At 43.6% G+C, this 23,088-nt stretch carries 18 protein-coding genes; 3 read left to right on the top strand and 15 right to left on the bottom strand.

The window, feature by feature from the left end; translation table 11 throughout:
- Positions 1–154: 154 nt before the first annotated feature.
- The 4 genes from JMY03_RS11865 to thrC all read right to left on the bottom strand — a co-directional run bounded on the left by JMY03_RS11865 (position 155) and on the right by thrC (position 4,921).
- Positions 155–796, bottom strand: a complete 642-nt coding sequence (locus JMY03_RS11865; RefSeq protein WP_201603929.1) for an L-threonylcarbamoyladenylate synthase — start codon at positions 794–796, stop codon at positions 155–157.
- An 84-nt stretch (positions 797–880) separates the two neighbouring features.
- Positions 881–2,104 carry a DNA-processing protein DprA gene (gene dprA / locus JMY03_RS11860; protein WP_201603927.1) on the bottom strand — a complete coding sequence of 408 codons (1,224 nt, stop codon included), beginning with the start codon at positions 2,102–2,104 and terminating at the stop codon, positions 881–883.
- A 91-nt stretch (positions 2,105–2,195) separates the two neighbouring features.
- Positions 2,196–3,290: a LysM peptidoglycan-binding domain-containing protein gene (locus tag JMY03_RS11855; protein ID WP_201603925.1), complete on the bottom strand. Its 1,095-nt coding sequence runs from the start codon at positions 3,288–3,290 to the stop codon at positions 2,196–2,198.
- 212 nt (positions 3,291–3,502) lie between these two features.
- Entirely contained in the window at positions 3,503–4,921 is a 1,419-nt protein-coding gene (gene thrC / locus JMY03_RS11850) for a threonine synthase (RefSeq protein WP_201603923.1), read from the bottom strand.
- Positions 4,922–5,306: 385 nt separating this feature from the next.
- Here thrC and JMY03_RS11845 point away from each other — a divergent pair, with 385 nt between their 5' ends.
- Positions 5,307–5,846: a hypothetical protein gene (locus JMY03_RS11845; RefSeq protein WP_201603921.1), complete on the top strand. Its 540-nt coding sequence runs from the start codon at positions 5,307–5,309 to the stop codon at positions 5,844–5,846.
- 2 nt (positions 5,847–5,848) lie between these two features.
- On the opposite strand, the gene JMY03_RS11840 is transcribed toward JMY03_RS11845, so the two are convergent.
- From JMY03_RS11840 to fmt, 3 genes are all read right to left on the bottom strand, one after another.
- Positions 5,849–7,195, bottom strand: a complete 1,347-nt coding sequence (locus JMY03_RS11840; RefSeq protein ID WP_201603919.1) for a KAP family P-loop NTPase fold protein — start codon at positions 7,193–7,195, stop codon at positions 5,849–5,851.
- An 80-nt stretch (positions 7,196–7,275) separates the two neighbouring features.
- Positions 7,276–8,832, bottom strand: coding sequence for a transcription antitermination factor NusB (locus JMY03_RS11835; RefSeq protein WP_201603917.1), 1,557 nt, complete (start codon positions 8,830–8,832; stop codon positions 7,276–7,278).
- A gap of 98 nt (positions 8,833–8,930) precedes the next feature.
- A complete protein-coding gene (gene fmt, locus JMY03_RS11830) occupies positions 8,931–9,977 on the bottom strand; it encodes a methionyl-tRNA formyltransferase (RefSeq protein WP_201604009.1) in 1,047 nt (348 codons plus the stop codon).
- A gap of 363 nt (positions 9,978–10,340) precedes the next feature.
- Between fmt and JMY03_RS11825 the strand changes: the two genes are divergently transcribed.
- Positions 10,341–13,346: a response regulator gene (locus JMY03_RS11825; RefSeq protein WP_201603915.1), complete on the top strand. Its 3,006-nt coding sequence runs from the start codon at positions 10,341–10,343 to the stop codon at positions 13,344–13,346.
- Here the strand turns inward: JMY03_RS11825 and JMY03_RS11820 are convergent.
- From JMY03_RS11820 to rpmH, 8 genes are all read right to left on the bottom strand, one after another.
- Positions 13,336–14,010: a riboflavin synthase gene (locus JMY03_RS11820; RefSeq protein WP_201603913.1), complete on the bottom strand. Its 675-nt coding sequence runs from the start codon at positions 14,008–14,010 to the stop codon at positions 13,336–13,338. The two genes, JMY03_RS11825 and JMY03_RS11820, sit on opposite strands and share 11 nt — an antisense overlap.
- A 382-nt stretch (positions 14,011–14,392) precedes the next feature.
- Complete coding sequence (ribD, locus tag JMY03_RS11815) at positions 14,393–15,442, bottom strand: bifunctional diaminohydroxyphosphoribosylaminopyrimidine deaminase/5-amino-6-(5-phosphoribosylamino)uracil reductase RibD (RefSeq protein WP_390880374.1); 1,050 nt, start codon at positions 15,440–15,442, stop codon at positions 14,393–14,395.
- Between the two features lie 161 nt (positions 15,443–15,603).
- Positions 15,604–16,068 carry a transcriptional regulator NrdR gene (gene nrdR, locus JMY03_RS11810; RefSeq protein WP_025645312.1) on the bottom strand — a complete coding sequence of 155 codons (465 nt, stop codon included), beginning with the start codon at positions 16,066–16,068 and terminating at the stop codon, positions 15,604–15,606.
- A gap of 127 nt (positions 16,069–16,195) precedes the next feature.
- A complete protein-coding gene (gene mnmE, locus JMY03_RS11805; protein ID WP_227675623.1) occupies positions 16,196–17,614 on the bottom strand; it encodes a tRNA uridine-5-carboxymethylaminomethyl(34) synthesis GTPase MnmE in 1,419 nt (472 codons plus the stop codon).
- A gap of 188 nt (positions 17,615–17,802) precedes the next feature.
- Positions 17,803–19,485: a membrane protein insertase YidC gene (yidC, locus tag JMY03_RS11800; RefSeq protein ID WP_201603909.1), complete on the bottom strand. Its 1,683-nt coding sequence runs from the start codon at positions 19,483–19,485 to the stop codon at positions 17,803–17,805.
- Positions 19,486–19,785: 300 nt separating this feature from the next.
- On the bottom strand, positions 19,786–20,184 hold the full coding sequence (gene yidD, locus JMY03_RS11795; RefSeq protein WP_201603907.1) for a membrane protein insertion efficiency factor YidD: 399 nt from the start codon (positions 20,182–20,184) through the stop codon (positions 19,786–19,788).
- Position 20,185: 1 nt separating this feature from the next.
- Positions 20,186–20,557 (bottom strand): ribonuclease P protein component, encoded by a 372-nt coding sequence (rnpA, locus tag JMY03_RS11790; protein WP_201603905.1) that lies wholly within the window; start codon positions 20,555–20,557, stop codon positions 20,186–20,188.
- A gap of 179 nt (positions 20,558–20,736) precedes the next feature.
- On the bottom strand, positions 20,737–20,871 hold the full coding sequence (rpmH, locus tag JMY03_RS11785; RefSeq protein ID WP_007394757.1) for a 50S ribosomal protein L34: 135 nt from the start codon (positions 20,869–20,871) through the stop codon (positions 20,737–20,739).
- Positions 20,872–21,553: 682 nt separating this feature from the next.
- On the opposite strand from rpmH, the gene dnaA reads away from it, so the two are divergent.
- Positions 21,554–23,053 (top strand): chromosomal replication initiator protein DnaA, encoded by a 1,500-nt coding sequence (dnaA, locus tag JMY03_RS11780; protein ID WP_201603903.1) that lies wholly within the window; start codon positions 21,554–21,556, stop codon positions 23,051–23,053.
- The last annotated feature ends 35 nt before the right edge of the window (positions 23,054–23,088 follow it).

The following is a 23,088-nucleotide window of genomic DNA, read 5'->3' as shown; positions in this document are numbered from 1 at the left end:
AAAAGTGGTACAAGGCAGACGAGTGCAAGTACTACAGTAGTAGGCTAAACGAGTCTAACGCCGTAACACTTTAATAGTGGTTCGACTATAAAACGTTATCTTTGTAGACTATAATTAACAACTCAGCTTATTTGGTAACTATAAAAAGAAAGATTTAGCGGATAATCTGGCCGCTACGCGCGTCGCCAATTTGACTGGGTAACTGATAGCCTAAAGTCGCACCGCGTAGATAGCCCACTTGCTTGAGCAACTGGCTACTCTCACTTAAAAAATAGCTTTGAGCTTCAGCAAGCGTCAACGCCGGCGTCTGCCCTGACGGATTACAGCTCGTAGAGACAAGAAATCCATAGGGATTATTTGCTGATACTAGCTGCGCACAAAGATTCTGTACTAAGGGGTGAGTGATGACGCGTACGGCGATGCTATCATGTGCACCTGTTATCCACTCCGGTATGGGAGTGGTAAGTGAGTCTGGGATGGGCAATAACCAAGTATGCGCTTGCTGCACAAGGACATCGGCACTAGGCTGCCAACTGGCAAGTACCGTCTGTCGCTGCTCGGGGCTGAGAGGCGCAAGTAGCGGCGTAATGCGCTCAATACTGTCGGTGACGACGATCATGCCTTTGTCTTGCGGGCGCTGCTTGATGGTTAATAGCTGCTGCACAGCGCTTTTATCGAATGGATCGCAGCCGATCCCCCAGACACTTTCGGTCGGATAGGCTAATAGCTGGCCTTGGTTTAGCCAATGGGCAGCTTGTACGACTGAATCAGTAACAAAGGGTGCAGAGGAAGACATAAACTAAACGCTCTAAATAAAAGTGTGCGTGTATTAATAACGATTAAGAAGTTAACAACGTCAAAAGAAGGTCAAAAACACATCTTATAACCGTAGATAGCGGCCACCTTGGACGTCGATAGCGCCGAGTAGCTCTAGCTCCATGAGCTGACTAATAAGCTGAGGCGCTGTCAGCTTCGAAGCTATCAACAAAGCATCTAAATCCTGTCCATGCCAGTCGAGTAGCCCATAAATGGATGACAGGTGCTCAGGCACTTTGATTGGTGAAGAGGTATGGGCTGGCATGCTATGAGTTGACGATGTCTTATCAGCCGCTGATTGCGGCGATGAACGGCGCGATGTCGATGGTTTAGAGGGTGCAGTAAGTGATGATTGATTGGTTGAAAAATCAAGCTGGACGTTTACATCGCTTAGCACCTGATCGGGATGATAAATCAGCGTCGCGCCTTCACGAATCAGATGATGACAGCCTTCAGCATTTTTATTATCGATGTGACTTGGCAGCGCAAAGACTTGCTTGCCTTGTTCGGAGGTGAGTCTGGCAGTGATTAGCGAGCCACTCTTGATAGTAGCTTCGGTCACTATCGTCGCTAGACTTAGGCCAGCAACTAACCGATTGCGACGCGGAAAAGTGTGCTTATGGGGCTGAGTATGCGGCAATAGCTCGCTGATGATACAACCGCCTTGCTCGATAATTTGACTAAATAGCTTATCGTGATGATTAGGATAGAAGACCTCAATTCCTGTACCCATCACGCCTACCGTACGCCCTTGATAGTCGCTATCGGTTTGCGCAAGCGCTCCTAAGTGTGCTTGTTTATCTACTCCCATAGCCAAACCGCTAGTGACGACATAGCCGGTTTGCGCTAGATACTGAGCAATATCAAATGTGGTTTTTTGGGCATGAGCGGTTGGCTTTCGGCTTCCTACTATAGCGATTTGTGCTTGCTGCAAGCGGTTGATATTACCTCGGCAGAACAGTAGCGGCGGCGGATCGTAAATCTGTAGTAGCTGGGCTGGAAACTCGCTTTGATCGGCAAAAATTAGCTGATACTGTCCAGCGGTAAGCGCTTGCTCAATCCTATCGATACTAGCGGATGTCTGCTCTTTATTTTTATGACGTGCTAAATGAGCGGCATGTATCCCTAATGCTTGCCAAGCCTCAAAGCCAGCTTCCCAAGCTTGCTGAGCACCGCCAAAAGCACTAAGTAGCTTATGATAGGCGGATAAGGAGGCATTCACCTCATACCACAGCGCTAATATTGCACACTGATTAGAATCTAAATGAGATGAAGGCGGTGGCGTCATAGTCGTCTAGCTCATACAAGAGAAGTGCTTGTGCAAATAAGAAACTGAATTTAACTACTGACCTTCGGCTCATAAACTAGCTAATTTGCCTTTATAAGTAAGGCGGTGGTAGTAATTGATCACCGACACTCAGTGGCAGCTCTGAGCTCAGTACATAAGCATAACTGATGTCATCAAAGCTATTGAACACCATCACCATGCCGCTCTCTTCACTAGGCAGGCGTACAGCATTATCATTATCTAAAGTATCGCGTACTAGTGGGCCTTTTTGATAGACGGTCAATACATCGCCAGGCTTAGCGCCTTGGGCCGTACCTAAGTTAATAGCCACGACACTGCCGCGCGCCGCTGAGCTGATAGAGTCCATCACTCGTACAATCATACCGCCGCGGCTCACTTGCGCGGGCGCTGGATAAAACACTGGCGGAATAGAGTTATCTAGCTCAACGAATACTCTGTCACCTTCACGCACTTCTTTACCATAAGATTCGGACAACTGCAGACTACTGATACCGTTTTCAGCGACACTAGTAACTATGCCGCTCGCCACTTGCATGGTCTCTAAACCGATGACCTTTTGGGTTTTAGGTTCGACATAGCGTTCGCCTTCACGGTAGATACCATAGCGCTGACCTACGATAAGCGGTACGCCTTTGGCATAGACTTTATCGCCGCTCGCGGTAATCAAATTGCGGTTTTTGGAAGCTAAAATATAAGGAGTACTATTAAAATCCTCTGGTCGCACGACGGTATAGCGATCTAACCAGTGCTGAATAGAGCTCAAAGGAATCGCAGGGATACTATTGGCGACTGAGGTCACAACGACTTCTTGCTCCACCTTACCCATCAATTGCTTTTCAATACCAGCGCAGCCCTCACCGGTATCGATACCAACTAAGGTCTTGCCTTGAATGATACATAAAATAAGAATGTCATCAGGATAGATAAGGTTAGGGTTTTTGATTTGCTTATTGGTCGCCCAAATCTCTTTCCAGCGCCATGGGCTCTCCAAGTAACGTCCGGAGATGTCCCATAATGTATCGCCTTTTTTGACGATATAGCGGTTGGGAGCATCTGCCTTGATGGCAGGCGCAGGATTATTGGCGTGAGCCGTAGTCATCAGTAAAGCGCTACTAAACATAGTAGCAACGAGCATCTTTGTTATCGTTTTTAAACTGGTATTCATGCGATATCCACAAGGTATAATTAAATCACAGGCATAACTTTATTCAACTGTAGTCAAGCCTTCTTAAAGATATCTCAGAGGCTTACTGCCAACTTTTGCGACAATTCAGTTTACAATGATATGCACCATAGCACAATACGCGACACAAACTTACAAAAACATAACTTTTATGGCTAAAACCTTATTACGTAGTTTCACGTGAAACTAATCAACTAGACATTTGACGCAACATGCTGGCGAATTTGTTCAGCGACTAGTTCAGCTTTATTATCCAATACCGTTACATGCTGCTCTAAGTCCTCTAGACCTTCAGTATGCTTAGGACGAGCAATCTCTATCGGCCCAACCGCTTCAATAATGGTCTCAGCGAATTTCACAGGCAATGCCGTCTCGGCGCAGATAATCACTTCCCCTTCTTGCTGCAATTCTTTAGCGACTTTAATACCGTCAGCGGTATGCGGATCAACCAGCTCTCCGTATTGCTCATATACTTCTTTGATCGTGTGCAGACGATCGGCATGAGTGGACTTGCCTGCCGCGAAGCCATAACGGTTATTGACCTGTTCCATCACCTCAGACAAATCAAAACCTTGCCCTGATTTCACCCCTTCAAACAGCTCATGAACACGCGCACTATCTTTTTCTAATAATAGATAAACAAAACGCTCAAAGTTGGAAGCTTTAGAGATGTCCATCGATGGACTTGAGGTGACGTAAGTTTTGTCCGTGGTGCGCGGCTGATACGCGCCTTGGTTAAAGAAGTCATTGAGCACATCATTCTCGTTGGTCGCAACGATGAGCCGCTCAATCGGTAGTCCCATCTCACGCGCAATGTGGCCGGCGCAAATATTGCCAAAGTTACCTGAGGGCACACTGAAGCTAACGGTCTCCTCATTGCTATCCGTCACTGCGAAATATGCTTTAAAGTAATAAACAATCTGCGCGAGTATCCGTCCCCAGTTGATCGAGTTGACCGTTCCTAGGTTATATTTTGCCTTAAACTCAGCGTCTTGTTGCAGCGCTTTGACGATATCTTGGCAATCATCAAACATACCTTTGATGGCGATATTGTGGATATTGTCGTCGGTTAAGCTATACATCTGCGCGCGCTGAAACTCACTCATTTTGCCATGTGGTGACAGCATAAAGACTTCGACGTTTTCTTTACCGCGCAGGGCGTATTCGGCAGCACTACCCGTGTCACCACTGGTCGCACCGATGATGGTGATACGCGCGTCCTGACGCTTAAGCACGTACTCAAAGGCATTACCCAAGAACTGCATCGCGACATCTTTAAACGCCAAAGTCGGACCGTTTGATAAGCCTAAAATATATAAGTTGTCTTCGAGCTTGCGGACAGGAACAATGTCATCAGAGCCAAATATATCAGCCGTATAAGTGCGATCAATAATGTCTTTTAGATCCGCATAAGGAATGTCCGTAGCAAAGCGCTGCATAATCGCTAGTGCTAGATCGGTATAGCTAAGATGACGCCACTCTTCTAACACATCGCTGGCAACGGTTGGGTAATGCTCAGGCAGCATCAAACCGCCGTCAGGTGCAAGCCCCATAAGGAGTACATCACTAAAATCCATCGGCTCAGTCTGACCACGGGTACTGATATATTTCATGTTTTATCCTGTTTTTGATCGTATGGTTTGTCTATTAAATATAAGATGAGAAATAGCGAAAGAGTAGCATATTTTTAAGCCAAGACGCTCTCAAATAAACGGCTTATTGGTTCTTAAGGTAGGTTTTGTAGCTATTCCTGCCACCCGCTATTATCTGCCAGTCTGGGCAAGGCGGGCTCTGTCGTTTGAGAGGCTCCTGTTGCCTCGATACCCTCTCAAAACGACACGCCCGCAACTCGCCCAGCCCGTCAGGATAACCGCTCATGTCAGGGCTAAACAGCACCTAAGGCAAAACTGTAGCGAAAATCACCATCTGAATCGTAGTTTTTATATACCTGTATAAGGTAATATGAACGTAGCTCTCAAGAATAGCATAGGTCACAAAATGTCTTATAAATCAAATTGGTTGGCAATACTTGCACATTTTAAAACAAAGTTAAGTATGCATCTAACAGAACCAAATCCTATAACGGCTCAAGCTTTAGAAGAGACTCAGACTGAGTTTATAGCTTTTGTGCATGGTCATTCTGCTCTACTGAGAAACAATGCGTACGATAGAGAAGTTATAGAAGCTTTCAACCTATTTACTAGAAATCAAGATAATAATCTCTCAATTGATGATAGCATTCTATGCAATGCTCAAAATTTAATTAATACTATAGATACCGCTATTACCAATAATAAGGAAGAAGCAATGACTACAAATTATAATGTTAGTGGAAATGCTCAATTTGGCAATAACAACAGTCAAACCAATACTCATAACGCCACTGATATTAATATCAATCTACAGACCTTAATCAATGAGATTGAAAAAAGCGGTGACCCAGAAGCAAAAAGCAAACTGCTTGATCTTCTTAATAACGGGACTATTGCAAGCATTTTGGGAGTGACAGCTGCGGAAGCCGTCAAATTTTTTAGCTAAATCTAATAGTCTTCGAAAGACTCTAAACGTTGAACCAAACTCATTAGGACTTTGTTTTGATTTCGTCCTATTAAGCCAGCAAAGTTATTATAGAAACTTGCTTCTTGAGAACCATGCTCAGATTCTTGAAAGCCATCAATGGTAAGGAAACTAAGCTTAAGAAAGTTCTGAAGCGTTTCAATATTAAAGTCACCCTGCCCTCTAACTTCTAAAGCATTCTCAACTAAGTCTGTATAGGTAGCAGTGTTGTTTCTTATTTTAGAAATTAAATGCCCATTTTTTACTTTAAGTATGCTTATAAAAACCATTAAAAACATTTTAGGATACAAGTTATCAAAATTAGTATCTAAGCTAGCTAAAAGATACTTATAATTCTGTAAAGCTTTATTTAACTGTCTATAGGACAGGTCGTAACGAATCGAAAGTAGTAGAAACAGTTCATATGAACTATTCATAGAACTAGACGGACGTGTAGGTAGTCCTATAAAATCTACTTGATTATAAAAGTATTTTCTACGGTTACTATTATTAGATAAATCAGCTTTTGGCAGTCTAGTCGGATAGTCGATGAATTTTTGTAAATAGGTGTGAGCATCTATGTTCTGACCGTATACCTTTTTAATAGATTCTTCTAACTGTTCATGATGCATAGATAGAACAAAAACGACCCCTTCTACTAAAAATAAATGCTTTATCTTTTCTAATATCTCAACAGCGAAGCTAGGCTTACATCTATCTAGTTCATCAATTATGATAATAAAAGGTATATCTTGATTCGAAGCTTGAGTTGCAAGTTGTGATAGGGACTTTTTAAAATCTCTAAACACTTCTTTCTTTTTCAATGCTTGTTCAAAAGCATTATCTAATGAAAAGTTTAAATTATCCTTAATAATTTTAGCAATATCAAATGGTTGATTCTCGTTATCTACTAGCTTTTCCTGAAGACTTGAGTCTATATTGATAGGTGAGGTTTTTGCTATCATAGCTTGTAGAAGGTGATAAGTGTTCTTAGACTTGTTTAGATAATCCTCTTGTGCAGTAAGACCATTTACCTCGGCATAGTTGTATATCTCAATAGCTAAAGATAGAAACACATCTTCTATATAGTCATATTCAAACGCATCAAAATAAATGGAGGCAATGTCTTTGTTCTCCATATGCTTTTGCCACATTTTAACAAAAGTCGTTTTACCTTCACCCCACTGTCCGCTAAGACCTATAACTACTTCACCTTGTTTATTATTCTCAACGATATTCGTTAGTTGGTCAGCAAACCCCTTGCGTTCCAACCAATCATTTGCAAAAGGGTCAGCATCATTAACTTCGACATTATGTCTTCTTAACTCCATTGCCTCATCCTTAAAGTCTTAATACAAAAATTCTATTAAATTAGAATATCACTCATATTAGCTCTTTGCTGCGCTACGGTTTATTCAGCAGTCTTTTGCAATAACGCATAATAAAAGCCATCCCCGCCTGTGCTATCTATCGGCAAGCACTGACGGCCGATGTCCTGCTCAATACCCCAATTGCTGTCATCGGTAAACTCGATAGCTGTCGCATCGTTATTCTTGCTTAAAAAATCCTGCATTTGTAGCGTGTTTTCTTGCTTCAATATAGAGCAAGTCACATAAAGTAAATAACCACCGACTTTGAGCTGTGGCCACAGATTATGCAAAATATCTGCCTGCAAGGCAGCAGTTTGTTCGATGTCTTCTTCACTACGCAAAATACTGATATCAGGATGGCGACGGATGACCCCAGTCGCAGTGCACGGCGCGTCTAAAAGAATAGCGTCAAATACTGCTAACTTATCAGAGCCCTTTTCAGCCAATTGCCAACGCGTCGCATCCGCACAGACAATATCTAGATCGATACTATTATTGGCTTGCTCAAGATTTAAGCGCTGCAAGTTATCGTGAATGCGCTCTATACGCGGTGCTTCATTATCAATAGCGACTAGCTTGATATTAGCATCGTCAGCCTTATCTTGTTTCACATGAAACAATGCTGACCCATCTTCACTATTTAATAGCTCAAGCCAGTGGGCCAGCTTACCACCGGGAGCGGCGCAAGCATCTAATAGCGTAAGCTTAGACACCGCCCTGTCCTCGCCTACACTCGCCTCAGTAGCTTCTTTATGCACAAGCGCTTGTTGGATAATAGGCGCGGCTAGCTGAGCGTATAGATCTTGAATACTCAAGCCGCCTTCAGCAAAACTAGGTAAGCCGCTGACTGCTCTGCTCTGCTCTAAGCGCAGCGCTTGATGATCAATGACTGTGTTTACTCTATCCTTATTATCAGTAGCTTGTGATAGTGACAGACCTGTTTTAACCTCAACCCATTCAGCGCTGATATCGGCTTGCTGTAGCGTTTTTTGGTAGTCACTTACTGAAGCATCAACCGTATTTACTCGCAAGAACATCGGTGCAGGCTGGCGTAGACCTTGCATCAGCTCATCGTAATGCTCAGACCAATCTTGCTTAAGCTGATAGGCGAGCCAGTTTGGCAGGCTGTGTTTTTTATTACATTTTTTACGGAACTTGCTCGGGTTCTTAGCGACTTTGCGCAAGATAGCATTGGTCAGGCCGCTTGCGTGCGCAAACTCAATCTCCTTAACCGATTCAACCGTTTCGTGGATAGCGGCATGATCAGCGACTTCTAGATACAGCAGCTGCGTCAGCCCCACTAGGATAGTCGTACGCACCTCTATCTCATCGATAGGATTATCCGCTAGGCTATCGAGCAGACGCTCAAGCGCAAACCACTGGCGCAAAGTGGTCAATAGTAGTGCATGGGCAAAGCCTTTATCGCCTTCGTGCAAGCTGTTCAGTAGAGGGTCGAGTACGCTTGAGAGTGACTGACCGTTTTGGATGGCAAGCAAAGTACGAATGACACGTACGCGCACGCTACCGACCATTTTTAGATTACTTGAAGGTTTGGGAGTTTTACTATTAGGGTTAGACGCTGTTGACGGTTGTCTCATTAAGTTTTATTTCCTTGACGTTTGATTAGTAGCGTCATGTTTGGCTAGAGTTTGCCGATCTTTGTTATTGACTAGCTGTTATTACTGTTCAGCTGTTATCACTGATCAGGATTGGCGGTGAATCGATCACCATCGTCTAATTGATTGCCATGGCAGACTTGCTCGGCGCTGACAGGCTTGCTACCGGCAAACTGTAGCTGAGTAATCGCTAGAGTCCCTGCTTGTGTTTGATCATCCTGTTTTCCACAAGCGACTAAGATAGCCTTGCGGCCAACACTAATGACAGTACCAGCAGGTTTATCTGTAGGCTGCGTCTCATTGACAGGCAAACTGGCTAGAATCTTGACTCGCTGACCCTGCAAAAAGGTATAAGTACCTGGCCAAGGATTTAACCCGCGTATCTGCCGCTCAATAGTCGCCGCCGACTGCGCCCAATCAATCTCACCTTCTGACTTGACTAATTTTTCGGCATAATTGGCCTCGGCATCATTTTGCTTGATGGCTTTGGCCTGATAACTCTCTAAGTCTTGCATGACGGTGATGATCGCCTGAGCGCCTAAGTCTGCCAGCTTGTCGTGTAAGCTTGCCGCGCTATCGTCTTCAGTAATCTCAGTGCTCACTTTATAGAGCATATCACCGGTATCAAGTCCCTTGTCCATCTGCATAATGGTAATGCCTGTCTCTTCATCCCCAGCGAGTAGCGCGCGATGAATGGGCGCAGCCCCGCGCCATCGTGGCAGCAATGACGCATGAATATTTAAGCAGCCTAAAGCCGGCGTTTTTAACACACCAATCGGTAAAATAAGTCCATAAGCGGCGACAATCATTACATCAGGCTGGTAGGTACGCAGGGTTTGCCGAGCGGCCATGCCCTCGGCGCTAGACTTCTTGAAAGTAGCAGGCTGCTCAACTACGATATCGTTATCTATAGCCACTTGCTTGACTGCCGAAGTACTGAGTTTTTGACCGCGTCCTGCTTTGCGATCGGGCTGAGTATAGACCGCAACAATCTCTATACCTAGCGACTCTTGCTGTGCAATAAGCGCCTGTAGGCTAGTCGCTGCAAATTCAGGGGTGCCAGCAAACACCACACGTCTTTTAGCTGTAGAGAGTGGTAAACCAGTATCAGTATCAGCGTCATTCATCAATGTATCGTCAGTAGCAGTCATTCTTTTCCTTATAATTCTTATAGCTTTTGCCAGTACTAAGCCCTAACTATCGGCTACTGGTAAACATGATATTATAGTTTGTCATATTATAAGTGAGTTTGAGGGCTTGTGCCATGTCTGTTAGCAAGGGACTAAGCACCTTGAGCGTCATGCTGATGATTAAGATGAGGTTATCTACAAATTTCTTGCTATTATAATAGTGGTCTTAGCATAGCAAATAATAACCCTAAGGTTTTAACGCAAAAAACATGCTGCAAATTTGTAGCCCGCTCTAACTCTCAGACTCTAGTGATCACTGTATCCGCTTGCCTTTCTTTGCAAGCATAGGATTATAATCTTATGCAACGTTTTCAGTCTCTAAAACGCCTACTGCTCTTTTATACTTTGACCTTAGTGATCCTATTGTCTTCGTATTATGCAGCGCTTTATATGGAGCTTAGGCATCATAGCGAGAGACGTAGTCTGGATATTTTTAATAATTTGCAGTATGACGTGACTGAACATGCAGCGATAACCAATGACGATGTCGAAAACATACTAAAAAAGCCTTATTTCCAAGACATCAGTTATCAGCTGATTTTTATGCTGCCCTCAGGTCAGACATATATCTATAATCACACGCGCCCAAATGAGACTGCGCTTGTTGCTGTTAGTTTTCCAGCGACTACCTTCAATGCAAAAAACTTGTATCAACTAGACAACCAAACGCTCAGAGCGGATATTAGTCTTAAAGGAGGGTATCAGCTCTACCTTGTGTTGCGCCATCATATACCGGATGTCAACTGGACATCTTACCGCTATTGGCTACCGTTGATAGCCGCTCTTGTACTTTTTATAATAGCGCTACTTTATATGCTTCGCCGTCAAGCGAACTGGCAGCAGCTGCTACTTTATACTGACACTCTAAGTGAGGATGCTAAGGAAGCCTATACCCCAGCACCTTTTCCATTAGAGAAGACTACCTCTGAATTTTTACGCTTAGGGCATGCGCTTAGCCGTATTAAGTATCAGCTGCATCTTGACCATCGGCGCATCAACACCCTAAGACACCGCTTGGAGCGTTTGGTGGATGGCGCGCCGCTACCTATGTTTACGATCACCCGGCAAGGACAAATCAGTTTTTTTAACCCGCGTTTTGAGCAGGTTTTTGCTACCGTTTTTCAAAATGAAGTCAGTTATAGTTTAAGCGACTTTTTGACAGGTAGTGACAAAGCCACGCAGCAACTATTATTAGATCTTAGCGCTGAGCGCGTCACGCGTACACTACTGGTTTATGGTCTAGAGAACAACCAGCCTTATCAGCTGCATCTCTCTCCTTGGTTCGGCGCGCATGGTCAAGTTCGCGGATTTACGGCGCTGCTGAATAATGTTAATTCCTTTGTCAAGAAATGCGAAGATCTACGTCTAAAAAATCACACCCTTGAGAGTCAAGCCAAATCATCTACTGAGCTTAGATCTGTCATCGGCCATGAGCTACGTACACCGCTAAACGCTATTATCAGTACATTAGACATGGTAGACAAGGACAGTTTGACCACCGCGCAGCGCGAGACTTTAGCCATTCTCACTCAGTCTAGTCACTCTATGCTGACTATGCTGAATGATATGCTCGATATGGCCAAGATAGAGGCCGGAAAAGTAGATATCCTTAACGAATCTACTGATATCTTTAAGCTTGGACAGCAGGTTAACGATCTGATGATAGGCAACAGCCGTCGTCGAGATATCGATATGTTGTACTATTTTGAGCCTCATTGTCCTCGCTATATCACGACCGATGGCCAGCGCCTATGCCAGATACTATTGAACCTTATGGACAATGCCGTTAAGTTTACCGATAGTGGTTATGTGGCGCTCATTGTAGAAGCGGTAACGACGCAAGAAGTGGCTGAGCTTGACCTAGCCCCGTTGAATAAGCTCAGCACCGCAAACGCTGCTATCAGCGCGCCAGACTCCGCGTCTAAAACGTCTACGTCTAACGCTTTGCCTCATACTCAAGATAGTACTCGTGTTAGTAGCCGCGTTAGTACTCAGGATTGCGATTGTGGGTGGATTCGTTTTAGGGTTAAAGATACGGGCATCGGCATGACAGCGACGGAGCAACAGCAATTATTCGCCTATTTTAATCAAGCCAATCCCCAGATCACAAAAACGTTTGGCGGTACCGGGTTAGGTTTGGCTATCTCGAAAAGCTTTGCGCAGCTGCTTGGTGGTTTCATTGATGTTGAGAGCGCAGCGGCATGCGGCAGTACTTTTGATCTGTATATCCCTTGTCATACGCCTATTTATCAGCCGGTCTATCATTTTCATCATAGCCTGCTTAGCATTCATCTAATCGCAGTTGTCGATCAAGCGCTACGCGAGACTTACTTGCAGCGTATCGGCGATTATTTGTCGATGACTATCAGTGTTTATAACGAATTAAATGCAGCAACGCTAGCTCATCTAGAGCAGGAGCTTACGCCCAGTGAGCCAAGCTTGATGCCTATACTCTTGTTAGATTATGAGTTTTATGAAGAATATAATGCTACGCGACGCTCCTCTTCAAAGACAATCGAGGATATACCTGGCGACGATCGCTCAGACACTGACCCTGATGATACACTGCCTGATGCCTTATCTGAAGCATCGTCTGATGCTAGCAATGCCCTAGATGCAATCATTAATAATAGCACTGCAACCAAGATTCTGCTAAGTAGGAAGCCCGAGCGCGGCATACCTGCAGCGTTGCTAGAAAAGTTTGATGGCTTCTTAGACAAACCTATCAATATTACCTTAATGCTCTCTGAGCTGATACGCTTGTCTCAGTCTCAGTCTCAGTCTCAGTCTCAGTCTCAGTCAGCAGCGCCGCAAATATCAGAGCCAGCGCCAACAGGATTACAAATAGAGAAAACAAATTCCGCCAGCGAAAATTTAGCAACTAAAGACCAACAAGCTAACGCTGAAAGGGTTAAACAAACACTTGCTGAAAGGAAGGCTACTACCCCGCTGATACTAGTCGTAGAAGACAATCCAATCAATCAAAAAGTCACTTGCAAGCTTTTATCTAAGCTCAACTATCGCAGTGTGGTTGCAGAAAACGGTGAGCAGGCACTCGCTTTATTAAAGACGCATCGTCAAGAGGTTGCGCTTATTTTGATGGACTGCCGTATGCCGGTGATGGATGGATTAGAAGCGACCCAAGCTATCAGAGATGCAGGCGATGATATTGCTATTATCGCCTTAACTGCTAATGACAGCGCCGAGGATAGAGTGAACTGCCAACAAGTAGGTATGAACGAGTTTTTGACTAAGCCGGTGCAAAGAGACAAACTCCAAGACGTACTGCAACGATTTATTTCATAAAGCCATTATCTGCCAAAAAAGCCTCAGTGATATCCGTTTGCGGGTTAGAGATAGTATTCGCTGAGCGGTTGTCTTTGTTTATTAAGCGCTCTAGATAGCGTGCCACGATATCGACCTCGATGTTTACTTTATTCCCTAACAGCCAATGTTTGCCAATATTTGTCACTTGTGCGGTATGCGGAATGATGTTTAAACTGACGATATTATCGCGGACTAAATTAGTGGTTAAGCTAATACCATCTACCGTAATTGAGCCTTTGGTTGCCGTATAATGCGCCAGCTCCTTTGGAATCTCGATCTCAATGTAGATGGAGCGCGCGTCCTTTTCTACTTTACTAATGACGCCAACACCATCCACGTGCCCTGCGACAATATGACCACCGAACCGTGTTGTCGGTAGCATAGCCTTTTCTAGATTGACAATATGACCGGGTTTTAGGGACTCTAATGCGGTACGAGCGATAGTTTCACGTGAAACATCTACCGAATAATAATTACTGCCCATAGCGACTACTGTCAGACAAATGCCGTTCGAAGCTATAGAATCGCCTAATTTCACATCACTGAAGTCTAAGTCATCAGACTCTATAGTCAGGCGAATGTCACCACCTACAGGTTGCATAGATTTGACATGACCAACACTTTCGATAATTCCTGTAAACATATGACCCTCTTTCTCTATAAGTTTATGACATTAAATAGAACTGACTTAGTTATCCTTAATTGAGCAAATAATATCATTTTCAATACTGTGGATAACAAGGCTAAGCTGTGGATAACTTAATAAGGTTACAGCTATTTTCACGTGAAACTAAGCATATTTAAGAAGTTATCCACAATAAAGGCGCTGTTTTTTAATTTACTTCTAACCGTTTTTAGTTGTATTCAACCAATTGATTTAGCTAGTATTTTTTCAAAATAATGATCATTTTTTAATAAACAATGTTTCATATGAAACAAACCAGCATAAGTTATCCACACTTTACATCAGTTTCATGTGAAACAGTGAGGCTGGTAGTATTTATCCCCATCTTATTAAGGGGCTGCTATAAAGGTTGTAAAGTCAGCTTTAAGTCGCTGCCAACTAATTTAGACTCAGTATATTGAAAGCGTAGCTGCTGAGCCAAGGACAATGGGTTCACTTCAACCATAGCTCGTGCTTGCGACCCTAAGACACAAGGAGCTTGATAAACAACTAACTCATCGACCAATCGCTGATTAAGAAAACTACCAGCCACACTAGCCCCTGCTTCTACTAACACTTCGTAGCACTGATATTCGCTAACTAAATGCTTAAGCAGATTCAGTAGATCATCCTCGCGCCAATATAGCGTTTGTTGCTGCTGACATAACTCATAAGCGGAGTCAGCAGCATATATTAAGCGCTGACGCCTATCGAGCACGACAACTAAAGGCTGAGGAACTTGCCCGATATCAACTCCTAACTGCGATGAGCGCACATTGAGCTTCGGGTTATCGGCGATGATAGTTTGACTACCGGTAATGATGGCGCCGCTTCGCGCTCTAAGTCTTTGCACGTCTTCGCGAGCAGCAGCACCCGTTATCCATTTCGACTCTCCATCTGCCATCGCAGTACGGCCATCTAAGCTCGTCGCTATTTTTAGCCGGACATAAGGCAGTTGCGTGCGCATCGCTTTTAAGAATCCAAGGTTTAGCTGCTCTGCTTGCTCCTCTAATATGCCTATTGTGACCTCTATGCCTGCCTGCTCTAACAGTGCTACTCCGCGTCCCGCCACTTGAGGATTGGGATCGAGACCGGCGATGACGACACGCTTGAGTCCGGCATTTATCAACGCAAGCGCACAAGGCGGCGTAAGCCCGGTATGACTACAAGGCTCTAAAGTGACGTAAGCAGTTGCTGCTTTTGCCTGCGATCCTGCTGCTCTTAAGGCGAATACTTCGGCATGCGGCTCGCCAGCTTTTGGGTGAAAGCCTTGTCCAACAATCTCCCTTGACTGCACTATAATGCAGCCTACTGCAGGGTTAGGCCTAGTGGTGTACAGTCCTTGTTTAGCCTGTTCAATAGCCAACATCATAAAGTAGTTATCTTGGGCATGCTGCGCATGATCGGATATAGACATAATAAAAGCTTAGTGTGATTGGAGTGGGTAAAGGTATTGGCAAGCTTGTTGATAAGTTTGTTAATAAATAATGACGCTGTTAAACCTATAAAAGTGTTTCACGTAAATAAAGCACATGAAGCTGATAGTAAAGCCAGTCACAGAATAGCAGCTAACTAATCGTTTTTATCAGCAGGACGTATATTAGCCAGTTCTTGCTGAAAAGCATCGATGTCTTGAAAATCACGATAGACACTAGCGAAACGCACATAAGCGACGTCGTCTAAAACTTTTAGCTCACTCATGATAATCTCGCCCAACACTTTACTACTGATTTCACGCTCACCCATCTGTCTGACGCGCTTTTCGATACGGCTAATCATCGCCTCTTGCTCATCAGTGGTAATCGGACGCTTCTGCAGTGGCAATAAAATAGAGCGACGTAGTTTTTCATTGTCATAGGGCTCTATTTTGCCACTAGATTTGATAATACGCGGCATCACCACTTCTACCATCTCAAAGGTAGTAAACCGCTCTTGACAGCTACTACAGAGCCTACGGCGACGCACCTGCGCCCCTTCTGCAGCTAAGCGTGAGTCCATCACCTTGGTCTCTGAGGCGTTACAATAAGGGCAATGCATAATTTATCCTCTCCAATTCTAGCCATTATATTTGCTTGAAAGCTACAGCGACTTCACACAAAAGAGTATGATTATAATGGTGTGCTACTGGTATGGTTGTTACGTTAACTTATCTGCCCATGCGGATTTATTTACCAATACAAAAGCTGCCGAATATCTTACCCAAAAGATCATCGGCGCTAAACTCACCGGTGATCTCACCTAAGCTGCCTTGTGCTTGTCGTAGGCTCTCAGCCACTAACTCTCCTGCCTTAAATACTATTAGTTGCTCATGAGCTTCTGATAAATAGCTAGCAGTACGTCTTAAAGCGTCTAGATGCCGAGTACGGGCGATAAGACTATTCTCAGGTGGATGAAAGCCCACTTTAGCACATAACGCGTCTACTAAGTCTTCGATACCCGCACCTGTTTCACATGAAACCTCGATCTGCTCATAGCCTTTATCCTGCATCTTAATTTGTGCAGCTGTTAATAGCCTATCGCTGCTAGACGTCGCTAATAAGTCGCTTTTATTAGCAATAATCAACAGACGCTTAGCTTCTGGTAACTCGCCGAACAGTTGCTCTGCAAGTTGTAATGGCGTGCTCTCGCCTTCAATATCACGAGTCACATCATAGACCAGTAGCAAAATATCAGCTTGCATGATAGCCGTACGGGCACGCTCAATACCGATACGCTCGACCGTATCTTCAGTGTCACGTAGACCAGCAGTATCAGTCAAATGCAAGGTTAAGCCATTAAGTACTACAGTCTCACTTAGCGTGTCACGCGTAGTGCCTGCGACTTCGGTGACGATAGCGCGCTCTTGACCAGCAAGGCGATTGAGCAGGCTTGATTTACCGGCATTAGGTCTGCCCGCTAACACTACGTGAATACCATCTCGCAGCATTTGGCCTTGCTTAGCGGTCGCTAGTACTTGCTGTATTTGAGCTTGGGTTTGTTCAAGCTTGTCTTGGATGACACCGTCAGATAAGAAATCAACGTCCTCTTCATCAGGAAAGTCTATCGCCGCCTCGACGTGTAGACGCAGGTGAATAAGCTGCTCTAATAGCTGATTGATTTTACCTGAAAACTCACCACTCAATGAGCGAATAGCGCTGCTTGCAGCGGCAGCACTAGTAGCATCGATAGCGTCAGCGATGGCTTCGGCTTGCACCAAATCTAGCTTATCATTATCAAAAGCGCGGTAAGAGAATTCTCCTGCCGTCGCCTGCTTAGCGCCTAGCTCAAACACTCGAGCTAATAGCAGACTCTGTAGTATTACCCCGCCATGGCCTTGAAGCTCAATGACATCTTCGCCCGTAAATGAGTGCGGAGCTTTAAAATATAAGACCAAGCCTTCATCGATGATAGTACCGTCAGCCTGATAAAAGCGGCAAAAACTCGCTAGACGCGGTGTAAAACTACTTTTACCGGTTAATTGACAAGCGATATCATAAGCTTTTGCTCCAGATAGACGAATAATACCGACACCGCCGCGCCCTAATGGCGTAGCGATAGCCGCAATCGTAGTCAACCCTGATTGAGCTTTTACTGGCATTTGCATAGCATTCACAACCACTCTCAATAACCAAAACCTCTATTATAGACGCCTTATCTAATACTGACAAAGTAAAGTTGAAATAGGCCGTCTCGGTACTCTCGCTTTGCTTAGTAAACAATCATAATAAACTCAGCTATAAAAAAACCACCGCCTAAGCGATGGTTTTAGATGACTACATCATCAGAACTTAATTAACTTAGCACCTTAACGGTACGACGTTTTTGTTCTTCTTCCACTTTCTTATTGACGATATATTGCTGCGTCATACTAAACAAGTTGTTCACTGTCCAGTACAGTACTAGACCCGCTGGGAAGAACAACATAAAGGCGGTAAAGATAATGGGTAAAAACTTCATCACCTTAGCTTGCATTGGATCAGCAGGCTGCGGATTTAACTGCTGCTGGATGTACATCGAGACGCCCATTAATAACGGTAAGATGAACCAAGGATCCATTGCAGATAAATCTTGAATCCATAAAATCCACGGCGCGTGACGCAGCTCAACACTCTCAACCAGTACCCAATATAGCGCTAAGAAGATAGGCATCTGCATCAAAATCGGCAGGCAACCCGCCATCGGATTGACTTTCTCTTCCTTATAAATACTCATCATCTCTTGCGACATCTTCATCCGATCGTCGCCATGCTCTTCTTTTAGAGCCGCTAAGCGCGGTGCCAACGAGCGCATCTTCGCCATTGAATAGTAGCTCTTATTAGAGAACCACATCAGCGATATCTTCACTAAGATAGTCAGTACAATAATAGACCAACCCCAGTTGCCTAATACTTTATGAATACCATCAAGAATAGCAAAAAGTATCTTCGATATCGGCCACAATAAACCATAATCGACAGTTTGATTCAGACCAACCGCAACTTCTTTGAGCTCAGACTGTACTTTCGGACCGGCATATAAAGTGGCGTCTAAAGTTAGCTGCTTATTTGCAGCAATATTGACAGGCTGACTATTAAAACCGATGAAATAGTCGTTACCTGTCTCGCGGCTGAAGAATTGACCGGTGAAGTTATCCGGTGTCCAAGCCGATACAAAGTAATGCTGGACGATACCAACCCAGCCCTCATCACTAGCAACATTGAGCTCATCATTACTAAACTTGTTGAACTTAAGCTTATTGTACGGATCATCCGGCGTACCCCAAGCACCGCCTAGATAAGTCGCCATACTCAGCGCGCCTTTATCAGACATTCCAGGATCTTTGCTATCATCACGTTTGAGCTGAGCAAACATCTGCCCTTGCCACGGCTGCTCTGATCTGTTTTGAATCTGATAGCTAACATCGATGGGATATTTGCCATGAGTGAAAGTATACGTTTTCGTTACCGTGACGCCATCTTGTTGATAAGTTAACGGTACTGATAAGGTCTGTTGCCCCTCTTTCATCGTATAGCTATCAGCTGTAGAACGATAACTGGCTCGGCCATCAGCAGTATCGATACCGTTTGGACCGATTAAGCCTGACTGAGCAACATAGACACGATTACTATTATTCTCTAGTAACACAAAAGGCTCATCGCTATCGAGCGTCGCATCGTATTGCTTTAGTGCAGCATAAACAATGTCGCCGCCTTCAGGATTGATCTTGAGATCATAACGATCGGTGGTCACAGAGATAAGATTGGTGTCTTGCGCCGGAGTAGTGGTCGCAAGACCATTGTCAACCGGTATCGTCTGTGCCGGAATGTCACCTGCAGCGCCAGTGGTAGAGGGGATATCACCTCCTACTGTAGTCGCCGCGTTCGGCGTCGTTTCTACAGCTGGCGCATCAGCATAATCATCTCGCCATGCCAAAATCAGCAGATAAGCGGTAATTAGCATCGCAATGATGATCATTACCCGTAATATCTTTTGCATAAACCTGTCCTAGATTAAATATTAGGGAACTAAAATTAAAGCACGCATCACGATTACTCACTAAATCGTGATGCTAGCAATAGCAGTGTTAGCAATCATTAACATAAAATGTGAATTATTTTACTAAAAATTAAGCCTAAATGATACCAAGAGTGTGGATAGGCTGGGGATAACTGAGCATAACTGGGAGTAACTTGGATAAATTGTGGATAACTATCGAGATATGAGTATCTCTGGGATAAGCTGTGGATAACTATAACAAGTTATTGAGATGAAAAGTTATCCATATCTAAGACTTTTTTAGCGCATAAGGTAGTTTAGCCGTGCGACATAGCTACTGTTATCGCGATAGACGCTACTAGTTAGTCGACGACTATTAGCGTCATTTAACTCATTTTTCTCATCTGTTCCTGTCACAGCTGAACATAGAGGCTTGTAGTGATAGCTAGCTAAGGGAATAGGAACAAAATCAACGCCATGCCCACCCCAAGGCTGACAGCGGCCAAGGCGTTTTAGTAACAGCCAACCTCCTTTCCAAACGCCATGCCAAGCGAGCGCCTGCTTGCCATAATTCGAACAAGTAGGGTAATAGCGGCAGCGTGCTGGTAGCATCGGACTTATTATTTTTTGATAGATATTAATAAAATTGAATAAAATCAAATAAAAAACCCTATTAACTAAAATCTTTAAACAAATCATTTTATTTTTTTTCGATTTTTTTAAATATATTATTTATCTCTTTTATCAACTCTTTATTTTCCAATCCTTTTATAGATTTTTTAACGATGAAAACGATATCTTTATTTTCTAGGTTATCCGCTTGCTTACGAAAATTTTCTCGAATTAAACGTTTGACTAGATTACGACTCACCGCAGTAGGTACTTTACGCTTAGTAATCGCCATCCCAACCCGAGGCTGCTCAAGAGTGTTGCTGCGTACAAAAGCCATAAGATGACTTTGATGGAGTTTACGCTCAGGAGCATCGAACACCTCACGAAAAGCCGCTGGAGTGCGTAGGCGCTGCTCTTTAGTAAAGCAGAAGGTCTCGGTAGCTAAAATAGGGTTGGACATAGTAAGGCCTAAAATGAGAGCTCTACGATAGTTATGAAATGAGCAACTACCGCAGCGTTTGATGAGGGTCTTAAGTATAAATTAGATACGAAATATAGAGACAAAAAAAGCGCCAATATAGGCGCTTTTAATAGATGGCTATCTCTCAGTTATAGTTATCTGCTGAGATTATCTGCCAATTACACAGTAAGACGATGACGTCCTTTAGCGCGGCGACGTGCCAATACTTGACGGCCTTTTTTCGTGGCCATACGTGCACGGAAACCGTGAGTACGTTTACGCTTGATCACGCTGGGTTGGAATGTACGTTTCATAACTCACCTATCAAAATAATGGACTAAATTCAAAATAATGCAAGATTATACCATTGTCACAAATTCAGGTCAACGAACTAATGCATTGTTTTCCTAGCGCTTTTGATCGTTACGCTGTTGATAGATTCCAATAGAGCTCAAAGCGCTCTTTTAGTGTCGTTAAAGACGTTAACAAAAGAGACTTTGCTAGTTATCTGCGTCGTTCTAGTCGTTATTATTACAGTTACTTTTGTCACTGTTTTAAAAAGTTATCCACAGATTTCAGCGTTCTCTATAATAATTAACTATTAATATATATAAGTATTGTTGTTATTGGGAGCCGGTTTTTCTGAGGATAACTCTACTATAATGTTATTTATCAAAACGATAGGCTATGGGTAACCCTGTGGATAAGCTGTGGGTGAAATGTGGGTAAGTTAAGGTTGTGAGTTATCCCCAAAACTGTCCACAGAGTTATCCCCAAAATATGGGATGTTATCCACAGGCCGTTTATGGTAAATTAGCCGTCTTAGGCTACCGAGGTTTCTAGCAAGAGATCTATTTAAATTGTTATTACTAAGCTTGCAGATATCAGTCCTTATCAAGAAGTGGTAGCTAGGATTTTTGGCTGTGAATACTGCTATTATTTTAAATATAAGCGCTAAGGTACTTGTTGAGTACAAGCTAATGAGGTTGGTTTTTTATGATAGACACGGCGACACTTTGGGATAAATGCTTGGACGATTTACGTTATCATGTCAAAGATAACGTCTTTACGATGTGGTTAAGACCTTTGTCTGCGCATGAGGAAGCGCAAACCCTTGTTATTAGAGCGCCTAACGATTATTTTGTTTCTTATATTAAAAAAAACCACTTAGAAGACATTCGTCAACTGGTCGCTAAACACAGCCAAGGTAGTATTTCAGATGTGGTAGTCCGTGTCGATAATGCCAACCAGAGCACTCAAGTCGAAGATCAGAACCATGCACAAGGCGCTACAGATATCAACTCTAGCGAACATGCCAACTCTCAAGATACTTCGTTTAATAACGACCCTCATCTCCCCTCCCCTACCCCAGCGTCATCAAAAAATAATACTAGTAACTTTGGTTCTGACCCTAAAGTAGATGCTGGAAATAACCAACAATATGCAGCGTCCAATGACTCTGCTGATGCAAAGTCTCTTAGCTATCTAAACCCTGAATTCACCTTTGAAACCTTTGTCACCGGCAAGTCGAATAACCTCGCCTACAAGGCTTGCTACGAGCTGAGCAAGCGTCAATCAAAAAATAGGCATAATCCTTTATTCATATATGGCCCTTCAGGTCTGGGAAAAACACATTTAATGCATTCTGTTGCTCAGCGCTATGTGAAAAATAATAGAAGTTTTTATTATTTCACTTCTGAGAAGTTTATTAATCAATTAGTATATTCTTTAAGAAATAATAAAATAGAAGATTTTAAAAAGAAAATAAAAAAAGTGGATTTATTAATTGTTGATGATATTCATGTATTAGCTGGAAAGACAAAAAGTAGTAATGAGTTTTTGACATTATTTGCAGATTTCACTAGTGGCGATAAACAGCTTATTCTGGCCTCGGATCGTCATCCGTCACAAATGACTGAATTTGATGAACGCTTTCGCTCGAGGTTCTCTTGGGGACTGACAGTCGCTGTCGAGCCTCCTGAGATTGATACTCGCGTACAAATATTACAAAGAAAGGCTGCTTCTTTTGGGATGATACTACCCAAAGAATGCGCTTTGTTTATCGCACAGAATGTAGTCTCTAATGTGAGAAGGTTGGAAGGCGCACTCAATCAGGTATTTGCCAACTCTAATTTGACTGGAGCTCCAGTGACGCTTGAGATGGTACAGTATGCGCTCAAAGATATCGTGGCTATGCGCGTACAAGCGGTCAATATGGATAATATCCGCAAAGTAGTCGCTGAATACTACGATATCAGCGTCAAAGATCTAATGGGCCGCAAACGTACTCGTAGTATCGCCAGACCACGGCAAATAGCGATGGCACTGTCTCGGGAGTTGACAGGTGATAGTTACCCAGATATAGGTCAGTCTTTTGGTGGCCGCGATCATACAACGGTTATGCATGGCTGCGAAAAAGTAGCGCAGTTACGCGCTGAGGATCCTACGGTAGACAAAGACTACAAGGCGCTAGCGCTGATGCTACAAGCCGGATAACGTGAATGAGTTAGATAACACAATAAGCAGGAACA

The organism is Psychrobacter submarinus (genome assembly GCF_904846685.1).
Classification (GTDB): domain Bacteria; phylum Pseudomonadota; class Gammaproteobacteria; order Pseudomonadales; family Moraxellaceae; genus Psychrobacter; species Psychrobacter submarinus.
Note: the sequence above shows the minus strand (reverse complement) of the source record. Positions and strands in the feature narration are given on the sequence as shown.